Raw genomic sequence first — 1,661 nt, forward strand, 5'->3', positions numbered from 1 at the left:
AAGAGTGAAAAATAAAGTAGATTTTTGGGCGCACTTATATAAGGGTTCATAAAACCCTGTTTTTACAAGTATAGAAAGCAGAAAAAATGTTAGTTATCGTTGCGTTTCACTAACTTAGAGCTGTCGTAACCAAGGCTTTCAAGGTAAGCAAACACATTGTTCTCATTCAAGACGACACTCTCTACATGATTCTGAGGGTCCATCAATTCCTCATAGTCAGTAGGGGTAAAGGGCTTCTTTTCTGAAACCATGTGGTAAATACAGACCATCATCATTCTTGCAATGGCAATGATTGCCTTTTTGTGTCCACGTCGCTTTTTGATTCGACCATATTTGATTGCAAAATAAGGCTGCTTTTTGCTCTTAATTGCAGCAAGGGCACATTGAACCATCATTGGTTTCAGGTAATCGCCTGCTTTGGCAATGCGGACAGACTTTTTCTTACCAGCGGATTCATTGTTGGCAGGAGAAAGTCCGCACCAGGAACACAGATGTTTTGCATCATCAAAAATATCCATATCAACGCCTGTTTCTGCAAGAACAATCGTGGAACTTAACTCTGTCATGCCGGGCATGGTACTGACAAACTCCACGAACTCGTAATAAGGCTTGATGCGGACATAGAGTTCCACTTCGGTCTGGGTAATCATATCATCGAGATATTCCAGATGCCCCCGGGCAAGCTCTAGTTTTTTAGCCTGATCTGTTTCAATAGTGTAGCCTTTGATGGCTTCGATGATTTCATCAGACTTGGATTTAGCCCCTTTCTTTATGAGTTTGCGGACAGCTTTTTCATCCATGGAATCGGCAGTATGCTCCAATAGATAAGAGATGATTTCAGTTGCTGTCTTGCCAAAAGGATCAGAAAGAACACTGGCAATGCCGACATTGGAAATGGTCATACAGTTCTGGATGCGATTCTTCTCGGAAGACTTCATGCAGACCAGCTTGAAACGGTATCTGGAAAGTTCCCTAAGCTGACGAAAATCTTTTGGAGGAATAAAGGAACATCTGACAAGATCAAATTTGTAGAGGTCGGCAATCCATTTAGAATCCTTTTTGTCCGTTTTCTTGCCTTTAATGGCTTTGACATACTTCGGATGTGTAAGGCAGACATCAATGTCATTTTCGAGATAATTAAAAATAGGAATCCAATACTTTCCGGTGGATTCCATACAAACATGATAGCAATTATTCTCGATAAGCCAGTTGTGAAACCTTTGAATATCTGAGTTGATGGTTGAAAAAGATTTTTGCAGATATTCGGATATGCCGTCCTTATTGGTAGTTACGATGGTTGCAACGATAACATTTTTGTGGACATCAAGTCCACAGCAGATGGAGTATTTTAACTTCATCATTAAGTATCACCACCTTAATAAAAAGGGAATAGCAACATTGACTGTCATCCTGCGACTGAATAAACATGGTTTATTACCAATGATAAGAGTCCGGGCTCAATGTCCCACTTGTTTGTGCTTGTAAGGATGACGGCACATATAACTATACGGGGTCGAAATAAATTCGCCACTTCTCCTTCCGTGCTCTGTAGTGTATTGCTATTCCTTGAAAGAATTATAAATCAAAGAGTGGAGGGGCACAACATTTTTCATAACTTGTTTGTGCCTTGAGCGAAGCGAAAGGAATGACAAAAACTATGA

The 1,661-nt window shown here is 40.3% G+C and carries 1 protein-coding gene; it reads right to left on the bottom strand.

Annotated features, from left to right (window positions below; genetic code table 11):
- Positions 1–89: 89 nt before the first annotated feature.
- Entirely contained in the window at positions 90–1,361 is a 1,272-nt protein-coding gene (locus tag OCV96_RS19365) for an IS110 family RNA-guided transposase (RefSeq protein WP_022204360.1), read from the bottom strand.
- Positions 1,362–1,661 lie beyond the last annotated feature (300 nt).

The sequence above is a fragment of the Waltera acetigignens genome, assembly GCF_025567015.1.
GTDB lineage: Bacteria > Bacillota > Clostridia > Lachnospirales > Lachnospiraceae > Acetatifactor > Acetatifactor acetigignens.